Origin of the sequence: Bifidobacterium erythrocebi (genome assembly GCF_012932675.1) — a bacterium.
Classification (GTDB): Bacteria; Actinomycetota; Actinomycetes; order Actinomycetales; family Bifidobacteriaceae; genus Bifidobacterium; species Bifidobacterium erythrocebi.
This window is the reverse complement of record NZ_JAAIIF010000008.1, coordinates 148,634-165,280: the sequence shown is the minus strand read 5'-3', so window position 1 is coordinate 165,280 and position 16,647 is coordinate 148,634. Positions and strand designations below refer to the sequence as shown.

Below are 16,647 nucleotides of genomic sequence, written 5' to 3'. Positions count from 1 at the left end.
AGTTCCTTTCCAGCGTTGGAATTGGAGTCGTTTTCAGCTTACCTCATTGCCGCTTCGATTCCTCGTTGCCCCGCCGTGCCGGATGGGAAGACCGATATGGCCGGGCGAAAAGCCGGTGCCGATGCGGCCAGGCACATCGCTCCGGCCACCCGGGCCACCCTGCCGAGTCATGACAGCAGGGCAAGCAGATCGTTCTTGGTGAGCGAGGCGACGCCGCCCGTCGCGCCCGCGGTGAATTGCCGGGCGAGTTCGCTTTTCTTCTCCTGCAATTGCAGCATGCGCTCCTCGATGGTGTCCTTCGCCACGATCTGGTACACGTTGACATCCCGCGTCTGGCCGATGCGGTGGGCACGATCCGTAGCCTGGTTCTGCGCGGCGGCGTTCCACCATGGGTCGGCATGGATCACCACGGAGGCCCCTACAAGATTCAATCCGGTATTGCCGGCCTTGAGGGAGATCAGGAACACCGGAACGTCATCCGCATTGAACCGGTCCACCAGCTCGACACGCTTTCTCTTCGGCGTCTCGCCGGTGATGGTATAGAAAGCGACGCCGTTCGCCGTAAGACGCTCCCCTATCAGATGAAGGAACGAGGTGAACTGGGAGAACACCAGCACCTTCTTGCCGGCATCCATGCAGCTCGCCACCAGATCGTCGATCGCGTCAAGCTTGGCGGACGAGCCCCTCGCATCCGCATACACCAGCTTCGGCGCGCAGCAGATCTCACGCAGCACGGTGAGCTCGGCGAGAATGCGGATCCTGTCAGTGTCGAAATCCGCGTCCTCCACACGCTCGAGCGAGGCACGCAGCCGCTGCTCGTGCGCGGCATACAGCTTACGCTGCTCGCCTTCCAGCCTGACGGTGACGACGTTCTCGAACTTATCCGGCAGATCGGTGAGCACGTCACGCTTCAACCTGCGCTTGATGAACAGGCCGACCAGCCTCTGCAGCTTGGCCGTCATGACGGATTGCTCCGGCCCCGGGGCGAGGATCGGTTGTTCATAGCGCTCGCGGAATCGCACGTAGGAGCCGAGCATGCCCGGCATGAGGAAGTCGAAGATGCTCCATAGCTCGCTCAGACGGTTCTCTATCGGGGTGCCGGTAAGCGCGAAACGGTGCCGGCCTTGCAGTCGTTTGACCGCCTTGGCGATCTTGGTCGTATGGTTCTTGATGTACTGCGCCTCGTCAAGCGCCACGCAGTCGAACGTGCAGCCCTCGTAGTCGTCGATGTCCCGGCGCAGCAGGTCATACGACGTGATGATGATGTCCGGCCCGTCCGCCGGCATGCCGTTTTCCTGCGTCTGCCGGATCCCGGCCAGTACGCGCCGTCGTTCTGCCTTGCTGCCGGCAACGACCTCCACCCGCTGATCGGGTGTGAACTTCTCGCATTCCGCGGCCCAGTTGTACACCAGCGAGGCAGGGCAGACGATGAGCGAACAGCCGTTGCCCTTGCGTGATTCGAGCAGGGTCAGCAGTTGCAGGGACTTGCCCAGGCCCATCTCGTCGGCGAGGATTCCGCCGAACCCCTTGTCGCACAGGGTCGACAGCCATTGGAATCCTTCGACCTGATAGCCGCGCAGCACGCCACGGAGCGATTCGGGTACCTGGTAGCGTTTCGGGTCGATGACCTTGACATCGTTGACATAGCGGAGGAACGATTCGCTTTTGGTCTCGTCCGGCAGGTCCGAGTCGAGCAGGAACGCCTGGTAGGAGGGAATCTCGATGACTCCCGCGTTCAGCTGCCGCTCATCCAGATCGAGGTCCGTCGCGATCGTGTCGAGTTCATCCAGATCGGCGTTCCTGAGGTCGATGAAGGAGCCGTCGCGCAGACGGTGATAACGACGGCGACGACGGTAGCTGGCAAGCACCGAGCCGACCTCGTTCATCGGCACTTCATCGGCAATCGGCGAGATCTCCACCAGATTCGAGTCGATGGACAGACCGACCTTGACCGTAGGGCTGGATTCCTTCAACAATCCGTCGAATGCCGCGGTGGCGAACACCTGACCGATGGATCTGAGCATATCCACGCCATCGGTGAGCAATAGCAGGATCGCATCGTCGTCCTGCTCGCCGATACGTGCCGGCATCTCGGCGTCGCATTCCGGGAACAATCGCTCGATCAGTTCCACGCCGAGCCGCTCCTTTCCGGCATCACGAGTGATGGACGCCGCACGGCTTGAGGAATCGGGATGCACGATGCCATGCATTGCTTTCTCGGATGGCACCAGTTGGAAAGCGGCATTCCCGTATCTTGCCACCGCCTCGCAGGTGACTCCGTCCAGGTCGCAGTCCAGATAGAACTCAAGGTCGCATTCCCCTGCATCGGTGAAGGAGACCTCCTGCGGAATGTCCATGCCGATGCCGGCCGAGGCAAGGGACGGCAGTATGGTCCGTGAGAACATCGGCCAATCCCGCTCATGGATGAACACGCCGTCTGATTCTCCGGTGCACAGCGATTCCAGCGCCCGCAACGCCGGTCTCATCGTCGCAGAGCAACGGTGGAACGCGGGCTGCGAATATCCGCCGTGGGTATCGGCGAGCACGTATTGGCTATGCTGCCCTTCAAGGGTGGCAAGCACCGTGCAGCCGCTGGTGATGCGCACCCCGCCGGAAGCCATGCGATGCGTGTATTCCGCGCTGAACGTGACATCGGGATCCGCGTCCAGCACCGGTATGCTTCTATCGGCCGCCACAGGCAGTCCCGCCATGCGGAAGCCGATCGTGGCGGGGAGCCTGCGGTACAGGTCGAGCAGATCGCAGACCTCCCAGTCGGCAAGGAGGATCTCCCTATCCGCCGGCACGGCACCGGAAGCAAGCTTGCTTTGCATCTGCGATATCCGGCGTGAGAGCAGCACGCGGTCGAGGAAATCGATGAGATCGCGCGACAACGGGTCGAACATCTCCGGCGCATGGCGGAACGAGAGTCTCTTGCCGTAGCTGGCATAGGCATGGGAACGGACATCCGCCACCATCCTGGAGATATTCCTCACCACATACGATGCGCCGTCGGAATCACCGCCATAGGCGATGCGCAGCTGCAATGACCATGCCTGTTCGCCGAGCATCAGCATCGGTTCGAGACGTACGCTTCCCGGCATGATACGCGATGGGCCCGCATCATGCTTTGCCCCACCGAAATGCCCGGAGCGCTCAGTCGGCTCGCCCTGTTCCAAGGCAAGACGCTCCTTCGCCGCGTCCAATCGCTCGAACATGCCGAGCTGTGTGCCCTCGTTCGCCTCACGCCGCCGCTCGTCCATCGAACGCATGTACTCGGCAAGCCGTCGCGGCGTCGCGCCATACATGCCACGGTAGCCGTGGAACTGTTCCGGATCGCTCAGGAACAGCAGCAGCATGGCCGCCACATGCTTGCAGATGCCGGTGTACCGTATATCGCCGCGAGGCGCATGCGCAGCCGGCGAGTACGCCTCGTATTCGTCCTCGTCGGAAATGTGCCCGAAGGCCGTGCCATCCGAGAAATCGCCGAAACCGGTGGAGTCCTCGTAATCGTAGTCGTCATAGTCGTCGTCCGAGAACGCACGGTACCCGGTCTGCGATCGGTACCCGGAGGCACCGCTTCTTCCGAAGGCCGGGCAACTGCAATAGCGTGAGAGGAAGAGCTCGTCGGACAGGTCTATCGTCGCCTGCACGGTGTAGGTGCTGCCCGGCGAGGTGATGCCTCTCATGCGACCGGTCAGCGTGAGGCGAGTCCCATCGCCGTCGGAGGAGTCCAGGCATTGCAGTCCGATCATCACATCGTGGTCATACCGTACGATGCGCTGCGCCCGTTGCAGCATGGCCTTGTCGCATTCGCTGCGAATCTCATCGTCCAACCATTGCAGGGAATCGACGCTCACCTATACCTCGCTTACCGGAACCTCCGTGTCCCGTCCTACCATATCAGCCCAAAGCCTGGCCGCAGCAACGACAATGCCGATGGCACATGGCCATCGGCATCGCGGAAATCGGCGGCATACGGCGCAATCAGACCGCAGTGCCGTTCTCGTCGAGATTCGGGTTGTGCTTGTAGTTGCCGGCGGTGAAGAACAGGCTCAGCACGCCCACGATGAACACGCCGGAGATGGTGGCGATCAGCCACATGGGGTGGCTCGGCAGCCACATCACGACGAAGAAGCCGATGATCGCAGCGGCGATCAGCACCCAGCTGACCACGCGGAACCATTGGCGCACGGAATGCGGTGCCTTGAACGCCTTGGGGTTGGAGTAGTTCGGATTCGTGGTCAGCACGTTCTCTTGCTCCGTGATCTTGTGCGCGCTCGGCTTCCAGGGGCCGTCGGTGCCCTCCTGCAGGCGGCGGGACTTCTCCTGCAGCTGGTATTCGTCGATCATCCCCGCACGGCCACGGCCCTGCGTCTGATCGTACTGGGACGGCACTCCCCTGCGGTCGGCCTTCGCCTTGGCACGGCGTTCTGCGCGATTCGGCATGTCTTCTGCTCCTTTGTAGTCATGCATACGAAAGAATCCTGCGGTTAGTTTACCGCAGGATTCTCGAATTCGTCGGTTTTGTATCAGCCGGTCAGCGAGGCAGCATCATCGGACGCTTGGAAGCGACGATGGGTGCCTGCAATTCGGTGGCACCGGTCAGGTACTTGTCGACCGCGGCCGCGCAGGAGCGGCCTTCCGCAATGGCCCACACCACGAGGCTCTGGCCTCGTCCGGCGTCACCGCAGGCGAACACGCCGTCCTGGGAGGTGGCGAAATCGTCGTTGCGGGCCACGTTGCCGCGTCCATCCAGGTCGACGGGCATCTGATCGGTCAGCGTGGTGGTGTCCGGGTGCAGGAAGCCCACGGAGATGAGCACCAGGTCGGCGGGGATCACACGTTCCGTACCGCTCTGACGGGTGAACGGCCCGTTCTCGCCCGGGGCGACGTTCACCACCTTCAGACCGGTGACATGGCCGTGCTCGTCGGAAACGAAGCCTTCGGTCGCGGTGGAGTTCTCGATCTTCACCTTGGCCTGCTCCTCTTCCGAGCCGACGAAGTTCACCGAGTCGGTGTTGTACACGTATTCGGCGCGCTGCGTCTCGAAGCCTTCCTCCATAGAGGAGGTTTCTTTGTACAGGCGTGCGAACGTCGGCCACGGCTGGTTGTCGGGGCGTTGCTTCGGTTCCTGCGGCATGATCTGCAGCACTGTCACGTCCTTCGCTCCCTGGCGCAGGGCGGTGCCGAGGCAGTCGGAGCCGGTGTCGCCGCCGCCGATGATGACGACATGCTTGCCTTCGGCGGTGATGTCGTTGATCGGCTTGACGCCGTACACGCGGCGGGTCGCGTCCGGCAGGAACTCCATGGCGAAGTGGATGCCTTCGAGCTCACGGCCGGGGAGCTTCATGTCGCGCGGCACGGTGGAGCCGATGGCCACCACCACGGCGTCGTAGCGGGAACGCAGATCGTCCCAGGAGATGTCCTTGCCGATCTCCACGCCGGTGCGGAACACGGTGCCTTCGGCCTCCATCTGCTCCACACGACGGTCAAGCAGGCGCTTGTCGAGCTTGAAGTTCGGAATGCCGTAGCGCATCAGGCCGCCGATGGCGTCATCGCGCTCGTACACGACCACCGTATGGCCGGCACGGGTGAGCTGCTGCGCGCAGGCGAGTCCGGACGGTCCGGATCCGACCACGGCCACGGTCTGATCGGTCAGACGCTGCGGCGGCAGCGGCTTGACGTAGTCGAGGTTCCAGGCCTGGTCGATGATGGTGCGCTCGTCGTTCTGGATCATCGTGGCCGGCTGATGGATGCCGAGCACGCAGGCCGCCTCGCACAGAGCCGGGCAGATGCGGCCGGTGACCTCCGGGAAGTTGTTGGTCTCGGACAGCCTGTTGTAGGCGTCCTCCCACTTCTCCTGGCGGACCAGGTCGTTGAACTCGGGGATGATGTTGCCCAGCGGGCAGCCGTTCATGCAGAACGGGGTGCCACAATCCATGCAGCGTGCGGCCTGTTCCGTGGTCCACGACTGCAGGCCGGATTCGGTGTGAACGTCGAACCAGTCCTTGATTCGCTCCTCAACGGGGCGTTCGGCCAGTTCGCGACGGGTACGGACCTTCAGGAATCCACGAGGATCTCCCATGTCAGCGCGCTCCTTCCATAACCTGCTCGTACACCTGTTCCCAGACGCCGGGCGTATTGAAATCGATGTTCTGTTCCTCGGCGTCCTTCATCGCCTTCTGCATGGCGAGGAAGTGCTTGGGAACGATGCGGGTGAATCGCTTGGAGGCGTTCGCCCAGTCGGCGAGCAGATCGGCCGCGAATGCGGAACCGGTCTCCTCGGCATGCTGCTTGACCAGCGCATGCACCAGCTTGTCGCTTTCCTCGTTCAACGGCTCGAACAGCAGCGCGCCGTTCTTCGCCGCATCCGGGTTGACCTTGTCCATGTCGAGGTCGAGCACGTAGACGTTGCCGCCGGAGAAGCCGGCGCCGAGGTTGCGGCCGGTGGAGCCGAGGATGACGACGGTGCCGCCGGTCATGTACTCGCAGCCGTGATCGCCGACGCCTTCGACCACGAAGGTCGCGCCGCCGTTGCGCACGCCGAAGCGTTCGCCCGCGCGGCCTGCGACGAACATCTGGCCGGATGTCGCGCCGAAGCCGGTCACGTTGCCTGCGATCACATTGGTGTGCGGGTCGAAGGTGATGCCGGATTCGGGGCGCACGATCATGCGGCCGCCGGACAGGCCCTTGCCGGCGTAGTCGTTGACCTCGCCGTAGATGCGCATGGTCTCGCCGCGCGGAATGAACGCGCCGATGGACTGGCCGCCCGACCCATGGAACGTCATGTCGATGGTGTCGTCCGGCAGGCCCTCCTCGCCGTAGCGCTTGGTGATCTCGTAACCGAGCATGGTGCCGAGGGTACGGTTCACGTTGCGAATCGGCATGTCGATGCGCACGGGTTCCTTGTTCTCCAAGGCCGGCTGCGCGATCTCGATCAGCTTGTTGTCCAGCGCCTTGTCGAGCTCATGGTTCTGGTCGATCGTCTTGTGCAGGATCGTTCCCGGAATCGGGCCAGGCTGCATGAGCACGTTGCTCAGGTCGATGCCGTCGGACTTCCAGCGCTTGATCGCCTCATTCTGGTCAAGGCACTCGACGTGGCCCACGGCCTCCTCCAGCGTATGGAAGCCAAGCTGGGCGAGCAGTTCACGTACTTCCTCGGCGATGAACATGAAGAAGTTGATCACATGCTCCGGCTTGCCCTTGAAGCGTGCGCGCAGCTCAGGGTCCTGCGTGGCGATGCCCTGCGGGCAGGTGTTCTTCTGGCAGGCGCGCATCATGACGCAGCCTTCCACGATCAGCGCCGCGGTGGCGAAGCCGAATTCCTCGGCACCGAGCAGCGCCGCGATCACGACGTCACGGCCGGTCTTGAGCTCGCCGTCGCACTGCACGGTGATACGGGAGCGCAGGCCGTTGAGCACCAGCGTCTGCTGGGTTTCGGACAGGCCGATCTCCCACGGGGTGCCGGCATGCTTGATGGCGTTGAGCGGAGCCGCGCCGGTACCGCCGTCGTAGCCGGAGATCAGCACCACGTCGGCATGGCACTTGGCCACGCCTGCGGCGATGGTGCCCACGCCGAACTCGGAGACGAGCTTGACATGGATACGCGCCTTGGGGTTGGCCATCTTCGCGTCGTTGATCAGCTGCTTCAGATCCTCGATCGAGTAGATGTCGTGGTGAGGCGGCGGGGAGATCAGTTCGACGCCCGGCGTCGCGTGGCGCACCTTGGCGATCCACGGCGGGACCTTGGCGCCCGGCAGATGGCCGCCCTCACCGGGCTTGGCACCCTGGGCGAGCTTGATCTGCAGGTCGGTGGCGTGGACCAGGTAGTCGCTGGTCACGCCGAAACGTGCGGATGCGATCTGCTTGATCTTGCTGTAGCGCAGCGGATCGTTGATACGGTCCTCGGATTCGCCGCCCTCACCGGAGTTGGAACGCGCGCCGAGCTTGTTCATGGCGATGGCGAGCGTCTCATGCGCCTCCTGCGAGATGGAGCCGTAGCTCATGGCACCGGTGGAGAAGCGCTTGACGATCTCGCTGGCCGGCTCGACTTCGGAGATGTCGATCGGCTTGCGGGTCTGCTTGAACTTCATCAGGCCTCGCAGCGTCATCAGACGGTTGGAGGTGTCGTTGATGTGGTTCGAATACTTCTTGAACAGGTTGTAGTCGCCGCGCTGGGTGGACTGCTGCAGCAGGAAGATCGCCTCGGGATCGTTGAGATGATCCTCGCCGGTGCGACGCCACTTGTAATCGCCGCCGGTACGCAGATTGCGATGCGGGGTGGCGGTCCACTGGTTCGGATACGCCACACGGTGACGGGTGGCCACTTCCTCGGCGATTTCGTCGAGCCCGACGCCGCCTACACGGGAGGTGGTGCCGGTGAAGTACTCGTCGATGACGTCCTTATCAAGACCCACCGCCTCGAACAGCTGAGCGCCGCGGTAGCTCATGATGGTGGAGACGCCCATCTTGGCCATGATCTTGAGCACGCCGGTGGACAGTGCGTTGGTGAGGTTCTTCACCGCGGTCTCGGCATCCACCTTGAGATAGCCGCGACGGGCCAGATCCTCGACGGATTCGAAGGCCAGGTACGGGTTCACCGCAGCCGCGCCGTAGGCGATGAGCAGCGCCACATGGTGGATCTCACGCACATCGCCGGCCTCGACCACCATGGAGATCTGCGTACGGGTGTGACGACGCAACAGATGATGCTGCACGGCGGAGGTGAGCAGCAGGGACGGGATCGGACCCCAGGTGTGGTTGGAATCACGGTCGGACAGCACAAGGAAGTTCTTGCCTTCGGCGATGGCCTCGTCGATTTCGGCGAAGATCTCGTCCAGACGCTCCTTCAGCGCCTTGCCGCCGCCGGCGACCTGGTACAGGCCCTTGACCACGTACGGCTTGTAGTAGCCGCCCAGCAGCTTGGCCTTGTCCAGTCGCTTGAGCTGCGCCATCTCGTCGGAGTTGAGCACGGGAAGCGGGATGAGGATCTTCTTGGCGTGCAGCTCGCTGTCGGACAGCAGGTTCGGCTCCGGTCCGATGGCGGATTCAAGGCAGGTGACGATCTTCTCACGTTCCCAATCCAGCGGAGGATTGGTCACCTGCGCGAACTTCTGGGTGAAGTAGTCGAACAGCATGCGGCTGCGGGACGACAGCGCCGCAAGCGGCGTGTCGTTGCCCATGGAGCCCAGCGGCTCCTTGCCGGTGTTGGCCATCGGGGTGAGCAGCAGCTTGAGGTCCTCTTCGGTGTAGCCGAACGCGCGCTGACGGCGCTGCACGGACTGGCCGGAATGGTTCACGTGCTCGCGCTTGGGCAGCTGGCTCATCTCGATGGTGTTGCCTTCGACCCACTGGCGGTACGGATGCTGCGAGGCGAGGGTCTTCTTGATCTCCTCGTCGGGGATGATGCGGCCTTCCTCGGTGTCGACCAGGAACATCTTGCCCGGTTCCAGGCGACCCTTGGAGACGATGTGCTCGTCGGCGATCTCCGGCAGCACGCCGGCCTCGGAGGCCAGCACGACGTACCCGTCGTCGGTGAGCTGCCAACGGCCGGGACGGAAACCGTTACGGTCCAGCAGCGCACCCACCTGGGTGCCGTCGGTGAACACGATGTGCGCAGGTCCGTCCCACGGCTCGATCAGCGTGTTGTTGTATTCGTAGAACGCCCTGACATCCGGGTCGAGCTGGTCGTTCTTCTCCCAAGCCGGGGGAAGCATCATGCACACGGCGTGGGGCAGCGACCTGCCGGCGAGGTGCAGCAGTTCGAGGCATTCGTCGAAGGTGCCGGAATCCGAGTATCCCGGAGTGGTGATCGGCAGCAGCGGCTCGAATTCGCCGAGCAGTTCGGAGCTCAGGCGGCCTTCACGTGCGGAGAGCCAATTGCGGTTGCCCTGGATGGTGTTGATCTCGCCGTTGTGCGCCAGCAGACGGAAGGGCTGCGCCAGCGGCCAGCTCGGGAACGTGTTGGTGGAGAAGCGCGAATGCACGATGGCGACCTTGGCCTTCATGCGCTCGTCGGACAGATCCAGGAAGAAGGGCTTGAGCTGCATGGTGGTGAGCATGCCCTTGTAGGTGATGGTGCGTGCGGACAGGGAGGCGAAGTAGATGCCGACCTCATGCTCCACGCGCTTGCGGATGCGGAAGGTCTTGCGATCCAGCTCGACGCCGGCGAGCTTGCGCTCGGGGTCGGCCACGACCAGCGTCTTGAACGCGGGCATGCTGGCCAACGCCTGCAGTCCAAGTCCGTCGGGATTGGTCGGGACCACTCGCCATGCGAGCACTTCCAGGCCTTCCTCCTGCACGATCTTGGCGATGGCCTGCTCCTGCTGGCCGGAAGTCGCGATGTCGCGGTCGAGGAACGCGATGCCGGCCGCGTAGTGCCCTTCCTCGGGCAGATCGGCATCGACGGTCGCGCGCATGAACTCGTCCGGCATGCTCATCAGGATGCCCGCACCGTCGCCGGTGTTCTCCTCGGCGCCCACGGCGCCACGATGGTTGAGATTGACGAGCACTTCGATGGCGTCGTCGACGATCTTGCGTTCCGGACGCTTGTTGAGGGTGGTGACCATACCCACGCCACAAGCATCGTGTTCAGCTCCAGGATCGTACATACCTTGTGAATCATGGATCGTTAGATCTAACGGGGCGTGGAAAGTCACCGAAACCACCTTCAATGTTTTTGGGCAAGAAAAGTCTTGCGGTTCTTTAATGCGTGGATTAGAATAGCGCGCCCTTATGTCATACACTGCCGCGTGTCCATATAACGAATGCCCTGAAAAGTCAATGGACAATGAGCCCGACGTGAAATATTTCCTCTGTGTAAACGGCCAGATTCCAATATGTTTCGCGACAATCCGGCCGTGTCTTGCGAAGACGCGCACGGCGTGTCCCCTCAGACCGTGCCTGAGTGCGACACACCCCTAATCGAGGAACGAGAACAGCCGTTCGATGACGGTGTCGTTGAGCAGCCGGCCACGCAGCGTGGGCACCGCACGATTCCCGTGACGGACGATCAGCCCGTCGTTCTCGAGCCCGTGCCAGGCGCTTTCCGGCACGACGCCATCAAGGCGGGAGGTGTCCAGCCCCTCATGCAACCGCAGACCGAGCATGATGGTCTCCTCTATATTCTCCTCCGCGGCGATGGTCTCGCTTCCGGCCCACGGCACCGACCCCTCGCTGATGGCGGTGCCCCACAGCTTCGGGTGCGCGATGTCCCAGGAACGCATGCCCTGCGTGCCGCCGTGGGCATTGTAATGCGAATGCGCGCCCGGCCCGATGCCGGTCCAGTCGACGTTGCGCCAGTAGCCGAGATTGTGACGGGACTCATACCCCGGCCGGGCCCAGTTGCTGATCTCGTACCATTGCAGACCCGCCGCCTGCAGCAATTCATCAGCTATCTCGTATTTCGCAGCTTCGTCGTCGTCGTCCGGCCGCGGCAGTTTGCCGGCCGCTATCTGCCGTCCCATCTTTGTGGTCGGTGCGATGGCCAACGCGTATGCGGATATATGGTTCACACCCAGGTCGATGGCCGTGCGCACGGAGGTGCGCCAATCGTCAAGGCTCTCCCCCGGCGCCCCGTAGATCAGATCCACGCTGGAGCGCATGCCCGCGGCATCCGCGGCAGCGACGCCCGCAGCTACATTGGCCGGCGTATGCGTGCGGTCAAGCGTGTGCAGCACCGCGGGAACCGCCGACTGCATGCCGAAGGAGATACGGTTGAATCCGCCGTCAGCGAGCTCGCGCACGTAATCGGCATCCACCGTATCCGGATTCGCCTCGGTGGTGATCTCCGCATCGTCGGCAATCCCCCACAGCTCACGCACCGCGTCGAGCGCACGCACCAGATCCCCGGCGTGCAGCACCGTCGGCGTCCCGCCTCCGAAGAACACCGTGGACGCGGCCGGCTCGTCGATGCCATGCCCGAGCTGCCAATCGCGCACCAAGCGCATCTCTCGGATCGCCATGGTGGCGTAGTTGCCCCGGGACGCGCCCCCTCCCATATCCATCGCGGTATAGGTGTTGAAATCGCAGTAGCCGCAGCGGCGCAGACAGAATGGAACGTGAACGTAGACCTCGAATGTCATGACTCGTACCCCCTTGCCGCCGCTGCCGTCGCGGCAAGCCGCTCCCCTCGCCTACAGGGAACCCACCGGGTTCCCCGCTTCACGGCTCGGCGGCGCAGACAGAATGGAACGTGAATATAGGCCTCGAACGTCACGGCGACGGTCAGCCTTCGGTCTTCTGCGCGGCGCGGATCTTGTCCTTGGTGTCGCGGTCGGTGGGGTCCTCACCGGTGGACAACGCCGCGATGAACGCCTCCTGCGGCACCTCCACATGACCGAGCATCTTCATGCGCTTCTTGCCGGCCTTCTGCTTTTCGAGCAGCTTGCGCTTACGCGTGATGTCACCGCCATAGCACTTGGCGAGCACGTCCTTGCGCAGGGCGCGGATGTTCTCGCGCGCGATGATGCGCGAGCCGATGGCGGCCTGGATCGGAATCTCGAACTGCTGGCGCGGAATGAGCTCACGCAGCTTCTTGGTCATCATCACGCCATAGCTGTAGGCCTTGTCGCGGTGCACGATGGCGCTGAACGCATCGACCTTCTCGCCCTGGATCAGAATGTCCACCTTCACCAGATCGGCGGTCTGCTCGCCGTCCTCATGGTAGTCGAGCGAGGCATAGCCCTTGGTGCGGCTCTTGAGCTGGTCGAAGAAGTCGAATACGACCTCCGCCAGCGGGATGCGGTAGTGCATCTCCACTCGTTCGGTGGAGATGTATTCCATCGTGCCCATCTGTCCGCGGTGGTCCTGGCACAGATCCATCACCGCGCCGATGAACTCCTTCGGAGTGATGATGTCCGCGGCGACCATCGGCTCGACGATCTTCTTGATCTTGCCGTCCGGGAATTCGCTCGGATTGGTCACGAAATGCTCGCTGCCGTCCTCGGAGGTCACCTCGTAGGTGACATTGGGCGCCGTCTGGATGAGATCGAGGTTGAATTCACGGCTGAGTCGCTCCGAGACGATCTCCATGTGCAGCAGGCCGAGGAAACCGCAGCGGAAGCCGAAGCCCAGGGCCACCGAGGTTTCCGGCGTGTAGACCAGGGCGGCGTCGTTGAGCTTGAGCTTGTCCAGCGCCTCGCGCAATTCGGGGAACTGCGCGTTGTCGATCGGGAACAGGCCGGCGTACACCATCGGCTTCGGGTCGCGGTAGCCGGGCAACGGCTCCGTGGCAGGCTTGACGGCGGAGGTCACGGTATCGCCCACCTTGGATTGGCTGACGTCCTTCGCGCCGGTGATCACATAACCGACCTCGCCGGCACCCAACGCCTTGGTCGGGGTCATATCCGGGCTGATCACGCCTATCTCGATCGGTTCGTGCGTCATGCCGATGCCCATCATGTGCAGCTTCTCGCGCGAATGGAGTTCGCCGTCGACCATACGGATATAGGTGACGATGCCGCGGTACGAGTCGTACACCGAATCGAAGATCAGGGCGCGGGCCGGGGCGTCGGGATCGCCATGCGGCGCGGGGATGTCCGTGACGATCTGGTCGAGCAGGTCGGCCACGCCCTCGCCGGTCTTGCCGGAAACGCGCAGCACGTCGGACGGATCGCATCCGATGAGGCCCGCGATCTCCTCGGCATGCTTGTCGGGCTCGGCGCTCGGCAGATCGATCTTGTTCAGCACGGGGATGATGGTCAGGTCATGGTCGATGGCCATGTACAGGTTGCTCAGCGTCTGGGCTTCGATGCCCTGCGTGGCGTCCACCAGCAGCACCGCGCCCTCGCAAGCGGCCAATGCGCGCGAGACCTCGTAGGTGAAATCCACATGGCCCGGGGTGTCGATCATGCCGAGCGTGTATTCCTTGCCGTCGAACGTCCACGGCACGCGGACGGCCTGCGACTTGATGGTGATGCCGCGCTCCTGCTCGATATCCATGCGGTCGAGGAATCGGTCGCGCATCTCACGCTCCGGCACGATGCCGCTCAACTGCAGAATACGGTCGGCGACGGTCGACTTGCCGTGATCGATATGCGCGATGATGCAGAAGTTGCGGATCAACGACTGATCTGTGGAACCGGGTTGGTTGTGCTGAACGACCACCGAATATGCCTCCTGACGAATGCTCAAACTTCCCCTAGTGTAGCAGTGGGGGCATGTAACCGTTCCGTCTGGCCGTTTCCGGCGTGCCATCCCGATTTTTTCCATGCCCCATGCTATCCTCTAATTTTTGTATGTCCTTGTAATACACATCGTTTGGAGTAAACGTGGCAAACATTAAGTCGCAGAAGAAGCGCGTTCTCACCAATGAGAAGTCGCACAAGCGCAATGTGGCCGTGAAGTCCGGTCTGAAGACCGCCATCCGCGCCACCCGCAAGGCCATCGAGGCTGGAGATAAGGCTGCTGCAGAGGCCGCCTACAAGGTCGCTGCTCAGAAGCTCGACAAGGCCGCCGGCGCCGGCGTGATCCACAAGAACCAGGCTGCCAACCGCAAGTCCGGTCTCGCTGTGGCCATCAACGCTCTGTGAGTCTCCTGCCGATAAGGCAATAGCAAAAGCCCCTGTGAACCATCTGGTTCGCAGGGGCTTTTCTCGTATAATCCGGTTCCCTCTGCCGCGAAGCGCTTCCTCAGCGTCTATGCTCTTCGCCAGGAAGATACACATGGTTGCGTGCGATCGCGCCCGGAACCGAGATATCGAATTTGACCGAGAGCAGACGCATGGCCACCACCAGCACCACCGTTACCAGTTCCAGCGCCATCTCGATTCGGACATCGATGACCCCATGCTGGGTCATGCGGCAGATGCCGACGGTGCACACGCATCCGACCGCCGCCGGAACGAAATACCAATGTTTGTCCGCAATGATCATGGGCACCTTGTTGATAAGCGTGTCCCTGATCAACCCGCCGCCCAACGCGGTGAACATCCCCATGAAGGCGGCCGTCATACCCGAAGAGCCCAGCGTCAGCGCCTTGGCGGTCCCCTCCACCGCGAACAGGGCCATGGCCAGAGCGTCCAGAGTGAGCATCGACCAGCGCAATTCGTCGACTTCCGGATAGATGAATGCCATGGCCACGCCAGAGGCAAGCGCGGTGATCACCAACCCCTTGTCGTTGACGCCGACCGGCGGAACGCCGAGCATGACGTCGCGGATGATGCCGCCGCCCAATGCCGTAAGCCATGATGCGATGATGATGGCGGTGATGTCGTATCCTTTACGAACGGTCGCCGAGCCGCCGACCATGCCGCAGCAGAACACCGCGATATATTCGATAACCTGCAAAAATGCATTGTTCGCCCATGCGATTTGCACGGCCGCTCTCCCCTCTTTGATCTTCCGACTGAACCGAAAGCACTACCCTATCGCCGGATATGCCCATAGACAACAAGCAGGCGGACGGCATACGCAATGAACGTACACCGCCCGCCTGCCTTATGAGAATCGGAAGTCGGACTCGGACTGATGAAAAATCAGCAGACCTTCCACATCCAGTTGTGCGGATCCTCGATCTCGCCGAGCTGGATGCCGAGCAGCTGGTTGCGCAGCGCCATGGTGAACTCGCCGGAGCCGCCGTCCGCCACGGTCACATCGAACTTCTCGGACTTGAAACGGCCGATCGGGGTGATGATGGCGGCGGTGCCGCAGGCGAACACCTCGGTGACCTCGCCGGACTTGATGTCTTCGAGCAGCTGATCCAGGGCGATCATGGTCTCGACCACATCGTGGCCGTTGTCCTGAATGAGCTGGATCAAGGAGCGGCGGGTCACGCCCGGCAGGATGTTGCCGGTCAGGGACGGGGTCTCCACGTGGCCGTCCTTGTGCACGACCATCATGTTCATACCGCCAAGCTCCTCCAGATAGGTCTTGGTGGCTGCGTCGACGAAGCAGACCTGCTGGCAGCCGTGGTCGATGCCGGTGTATTCACCGAGCAGGGAGGCCGCGTAGTTGCCGCCGCACTTGGCGAAACCGGTGCCGCCAGGGCCGGTACGGAACCACTTGTCTTCGACCCAGATGCTGACGGGCTTCACGCCGCCCGGGAAGTACGGGCCGGACGGGGAGGCGATCACGCAGTAGTCCACTTCCTGCGGCGCGCGCACGCCCAGGAACGGTTCGGAGGCGAACATGAACGGACGCATGTACAGCGTGTATTCGCGGCGGGACGGAACCCAGTTCACATCACGCTTGACCAGTGCCGCGACGGAGCCGATGAAGTCGTCGATCGGCAGTTCCGGCAGGTACAGACGCTTGGCGGAGTTCTGGAAACGCTCGGCGTTCGCATCCGGGCGGAACAGCCAGGTGGAGCCGTCGGCGTGACGGTAGGCCTTCAGGCCCTCGAAGCATTCCTGCGCGTAATGCAGCACGGATGCGCCCGGATCCATCTTCAGCGGCGCGTACGGCTCGATGCGGCGATCGCCCCAGCCCTCGCCCTTGGTCCAGGTCATGTGTGCCATGTTGTCGGAGAAGACCTGACCGAACGCGGGCTTGTCGATCAGTTCGTTGCGCTTGGCATCGGATGCGGGGTTGTCATTCGGCAGAACGGTGAAGGCCTCGGTCAGCTTGTCCAATGCTGCGGGGTCGTGATGTGTGTTTTCAGTCATTTCACTTCTTCTTGGCTTCGATGGCCGTTGGACGGCCGTTGTT

At 62.7% G+C, this 16,647-nt stretch carries 9 protein-coding genes; 1 reads left to right on the top strand and 8 read right to left on the bottom strand.

Going from position 1 to position 16,647, the window contains the following annotated elements; all coding sequences use genetic code 11:
* Positions 1-167: 167 nt before the first annotated feature.
* From G1C98_RS04245 to lepA, 6 genes are all read right to left on the bottom strand, one after another.
* Complete coding sequence (locus G1C98_RS04245) at positions 168-3,857, bottom strand: DEAD/DEAH box helicase (RefSeq protein ID WP_335341284.1); 3,690 nt, start codon at positions 3,855-3,857, stop codon at positions 168-170.
* A 127-nt stretch (positions 3,858-3,984) separates the two neighbouring features.
* Positions 3,985-4,446, bottom strand: a complete 462-nt coding sequence (locus G1C98_RS04240; RefSeq protein WP_169079550.1) for a tripartite tricarboxylate transporter TctB family protein — start codon at positions 4,444-4,446, stop codon at positions 3,985-3,987.
* A gap of 91 nt (positions 4,447-4,537) precedes the next feature.
* Positions 4,538-6,085, bottom strand: coding sequence for a glutamate synthase subunit beta (locus tag G1C98_RS04235; RefSeq protein ID WP_169079548.1), 1,548 nt, complete (start codon positions 6,083-6,085; stop codon positions 4,538-4,540).
* Between the two features lies 1 nt (position 6,086).
* Complete coding sequence (gene gltB, locus G1C98_RS04230; protein WP_169079546.1) at positions 6,087-10,658, bottom strand: glutamate synthase large subunit; 4,572 nt, start codon at positions 10,656-10,658, stop codon at positions 6,087-6,089.
* A gap of 261 nt (positions 10,659-10,919) precedes the next feature.
* The gene (gene hemW, locus G1C98_RS04225) at positions 10,920-12,083 is read right to left on the bottom strand and encodes a radical SAM family heme chaperone HemW (protein ID WP_169079544.1); all 1,164 of its coding nucleotides are present in this window, start codon (positions 12,081-12,083) and stop codon (positions 10,920-10,922) included.
* Positions 12,084-12,225: 142 nt separating this feature from the next.
* Positions 12,226-14,106, bottom strand: coding sequence for a translation elongation factor 4 (gene lepA / locus G1C98_RS04220; protein ID WP_169080142.1), 1,881 nt, complete (start codon positions 14,104-14,106; stop codon positions 12,226-12,228).
* A 164-nt stretch (positions 14,107-14,270) separates the two neighbouring features.
* Between lepA and rpsT the strand changes: the two genes are divergently transcribed.
* On the top strand, positions 14,271-14,531 hold the full coding sequence (gene rpsT / locus G1C98_RS04215) for a 30S ribosomal protein S20 (protein WP_003826348.1): 261 nt from the start codon (positions 14,271-14,273) through the stop codon (positions 14,529-14,531).
* Between the two features lie 100 nt (positions 14,532-14,631).
* Here rpsT and G1C98_RS04210 read toward each other — a convergent pair whose 3' ends face one another.
* Together G1C98_RS04210 and G1C98_RS04205 are read right to left on the bottom strand one after the other, a co-directional pair.
* Positions 14,632-15,249, bottom strand: coding sequence for a trimeric intracellular cation channel family protein (locus tag G1C98_RS04210; protein WP_417852296.1), 618 nt, complete (start codon positions 15,247-15,249; stop codon positions 14,632-14,634).
* Positions 15,250-15,476: 227 nt separating this feature from the next.
* Positions 15,477-16,604, bottom strand: coding sequence for a branched-chain amino acid aminotransferase (locus G1C98_RS04205; protein WP_169079542.1), 1,128 nt, complete (start codon positions 16,602-16,604; stop codon positions 15,477-15,479).
* Between the last annotated feature and the right edge of the window lie 43 nt (positions 16,605-16,647).

Bases quoted from the DNA above. Each gene is read 5' to 3' on its own strand.
- hemW (WP_169079544.1), bottom strand. From the start codon at position 12,083: ATGACATTCGAGGTCTACGTTCACGTTCCATTCTGTCTGCGCCGCTGC.
- G1C98_RS04210 (WP_417852296.1), bottom strand. From the start codon at position 15,249: ATGGTCGGCGGCTCGGCGACCGTTCGTAAAGGATACGACATCACCGCC.
- G1C98_RS04205 (WP_169079542.1), bottom strand. From the start codon at position 16,604: ATGACTGAAAACACACATCACGACCCCGCAGCATTGGACAAGCTGACC.
- G1C98_RS04235 (WP_169079548.1), bottom strand. From the start codon at position 6,085: ATGGGAGATCCTCGTGGATTCCTGAAGGTCCGTACCCGTCGCGAACTG.
- G1C98_RS04240 (WP_169079550.1), bottom strand. From the start codon at position 4,446: ATGCCGAATCGCGCAGAACGCCGTGCCAAGGCGAAGGCCGACCGCAGG.